This window comes from Pseudomonadota bacterium (genome assembly GCA_039815145.1).
Taxonomy (GTDB): Bacteria; Pseudomonadota; Gammaproteobacteria; order Steroidobacterales; family JBCBZW01; genus JBCBZW01.
In genome coordinates this window covers 1-3,238 of sequence record JBCBZW010000259.1, presented here as the reverse complement: position 1 = coordinate 3,238, position 3,238 = coordinate 1, and the positions used below count along the sequence as shown (strand labels likewise).

Genomic DNA, 3,238 nt, shown 5'->3' with positions numbered 1-3,238 from the left:
TGATCGGCGCCTTCGACGCGGAGCCGAACGGCCTGGAGGCGGCGGGCGCCGCCTACGTGGTCTTCGGCGAGCCGGCGCTGCCGGCCGAGTTGCCCCTGGCGGATCTCGACGGCAGCAACGGCTTCGTCATCGAGGGCGCCTTCCGCTTGGCGAATACCGGCGCCTCGGGCGCTGCCCTCGGTGACATCAACGGCGACGGCATCGACGACCTCGCCCTCGGCGCCCCGGGACCGGGCTCCGCCGGCACCACGTACATCCTGTTCGGCCGCAGCGATGGCTTCCCGCCCGTGCTCGACCCCAGCACCCTGGACGGCAGCGACGGCTTCGCCCTGCAGGCGCGCCCGGACGTCGCCCCCCAGGGCGCCCTAGGAGACGACGTAGCCGGCGTCGGTGACTTCAACGGCGATGCCATCAACGACTTCGTCGTGTCGGCCCCGCTCCAATCCCACTCCGGCGGCCAACTGGCCGGCGAAGGCTATCTCGTGTTCGGCAGCGCAGTCGGCTTCCCGGCCGTCCTCGACCTGGACACGCTTGACGGCGTCAACGGCACCATCCTGCGCCCGACCGGCGACTTCTTGCTGGCCGGCCTAGGACTCGGCAGCGGTGACTTCAACGATGACGGCCTGGACGATGTCCTGATGAGCGGCGGCAACGGCGGCCCGGGCCGTGAGGCCACCGTGTACGTCATCAATGGCACGGAGGACGCGCAGCCGGCAATCACCTTCCTGGCGCAGCTCACGCCTCCAGCGGGTGGTTTCTTCAGCGACTGCGATCGCGACTTTTTCCCGGTCTGTGACGACGACACGGGCCTCGCCATGGCGGGCGCCGACATCAACGGCGACGGCGTCGACGACGCCGTCCTCGGCACCTCCGCGCGCGGTGAGGTGTTCGTGTTCTACGGCGATCCCGCCGGCTTCCCCAGCCCCTTCCGGGTGGAGGACCTCAACGGCAGCAACGGTTTCGTCTTCCAGGTGGACAACGCCGGCGAGGGCGGCGCCGCCAGCCTTGGCGACTTCAACGGCGACGGTCTCGACGACATCGTCCTCGCCAGCCCCTTCACCGATATCGACGGACAGGACTCGGTGGGCCAGGCCTACGTGGTCTACGGCTCGGCGGATGGCTTCGATCCGGTGTTCCCCTGGCCCCTCCTCGACGGCAGCAACGGCTTTGTTGTGCGGGGCGTTGCCGAAGACGACGCCGCCGGCTACGCCGTGAGTTCGGCGGGCGACGTGAACGGCGACGGTGCTCCGGACCTGCTGCTAGGCGCACCGCAGGCCTTCGGTGACTTTCCACGCGCCCCCGGCCAGGCCTACCTCATCTACGGCATCCCCGCGTCCGGCGACACGGTGGAGGATTTCGAGGACTTCGCCGACGGCGACCGCCCGGACACGGAGGTCGTCGGCATCCTGGCGGGCGCGGGCCTGCAGATCGACTGCCGCTTCGGTGCCGACGACAACGACCCGCGCTGCGCAAGCCTCGTGCGCTTCTTCCCCAACGCGCGCGTGGTGAGCACGCCCGACGCCTTCTCGGGCGACAAGGCGCTGCGCCTGGAGATCCGCGCCGGCACCCTCAATCCCCCACCGCAGAGCTACCTGGTGCTGCGGCGACCGCCCGCCCCGCTCGACGGATCTGCGGCGCTGGTGTTCGATCTGCAGTTCGACGCCGCGGCCAGCGGCGCGCGGCGAATCACGGTGGAAGGCTCCGTGGACGGTGAGCAGTACATCACCCTCGGCAGCATCACCGGCCCCCGCGACACGGCGCTGCGCGAGAACATTCGCTTCCCCCTCGATCCGCAGCTGCAGACGGGCGCAGACCTGCTCCTGCGCGTGCGCGCGTTCGCTTTCGATCCGAGCGCGACGCCCTTGACCGCCCTGATCGACAACATAGACGTGGTGCGGGAGTGAGCCGCTGGCGGCTGCCGCCGACGTTCGCCCCCGACCGGACTGATGCCTAGTTGACGATCTCGATATTGATCACCGTCTCGCCGCCGAGGGCGGTGAACCCACCATCGGTGAGCGTGTCCACGCCGTCGCCGCCGTCGAAGAGCAGTGTGCCGGACACTTCCAGGTTCGCTCCCTGGACGAAGTCGTCTCCGGCACCGAGCGTCACACTCACCGCGCCCCCGACCTGAGTGTCGATGAGATCGACGAGATCGACCAGCGCGCCCGAGGTGATCGTGGTGTTGCCGGTCACGATGGTATCGAAGATCTGGGCGACGCCTTGCTCGTCGGTGCCAAGGTCGATCGCGAGTTCGCCGGCCACCACGTCGCTGATCTGCGTGCTACCGCCCCCGGGACTCGTGACGCGCAGGGTGCCCATGATCTCGCTCTCGAAAAAGAGCAGCACATCGCTGTCGATACTCCCCACGACGTTGAGGTCACCGGCCACTACCGTGTTGCGGAAATCGCTGATCTGAAACCCTTGGGGATCCCGTAGGTCGATATCGCCGCCGACGGTCAGGCCATCGAAGCCGGCGCCGTCACCGCCTGTGCCTAAGCGGATGATCAGGTTGCCCCCGATCGTGATCGGCAGGTTGCTCTGGATGACCGTGTCGTTGCCGTCACCGCTGTTGATGATGACGTCGTTGGCGACCTCGAGCCCGCCGAGGCCGAGGTTATCGCCCCCGCCGCCGAGGTCTACGCGGATGTCCTCCAGGGTGGCGTTAGGGATGCGAAGGACCTGCTGGCCGTTGATGGTGGTGCCGGGGAAGCCGAGGGCGATGAGATCGCCGGCGGCGTTCTGAAGCAGGAAGAAGCGGTTGCCTGCATCATCGCCCCCAACGCGCAGGGTGCCGTCGATCAGGGAGAGGCGGACGTCGCCGGCAAAGGCGGAAACGGTGGTGAATGCGGTGAGAAGAAGTGCACAGACGCACTGGGCACGCTTACGCATGGCTGGCCTCCTTGGCCCGTTGAAGCCGCGGGCTCCGCCGCGGGTGTCGGTGAGCAAAACCGTAACACGGTTCGGGTGGCAACCGATGCGCGGATTGATAGCCGGCCATCAGATTCGTTGGGCAACAAGACTCGTACCGTCAGTGCCGTGAGTGCTTGGGCCTAGCGGGGAGCGGGCCGTGTTGCGATGCCGTATCGACGCGTCGCCTGGAGCCTTGCGCGGGCATCGAGTCCGCCTCGGCAGTGGTCAGGCGCTTTGGCCGCTGGAGGTGTTGGCGCGATGCGGTACCGGGGAATGCCAGTCTCGACGCTCATGGTATCTGCCCGGCAAGGGCCTGAACTTCGGCGTT

2 protein-coding genes are annotated in these 3,238 nt (G+C 68.1%); one reads left to right on the top strand and one right to left on the bottom strand.

What is annotated here, in order from left to right; translation table 11 throughout:
* A partial coding sequence (locus AAF184_25460) for a hypothetical protein (GenBank protein MEO0425703.1) occupies positions 1-1,904 on the top strand: 1,904 nt, incomplete at its 5' end.
* 46 nt (positions 1,905-1,950) lie between these two features.
* Here the strand turns inward: AAF184_25460 and AAF184_25455 are convergent.
* Positions 1,951-2,889 carry a hypothetical protein gene (locus AAF184_25455; protein MEO0425702.1) on the bottom strand — a complete coding sequence of 313 codons (939 nt, stop codon included), beginning with the start codon at positions 2,887-2,889 and terminating at the stop codon, positions 1,951-1,953.
* Positions 2,890-3,238 lie beyond the last annotated feature (349 nt).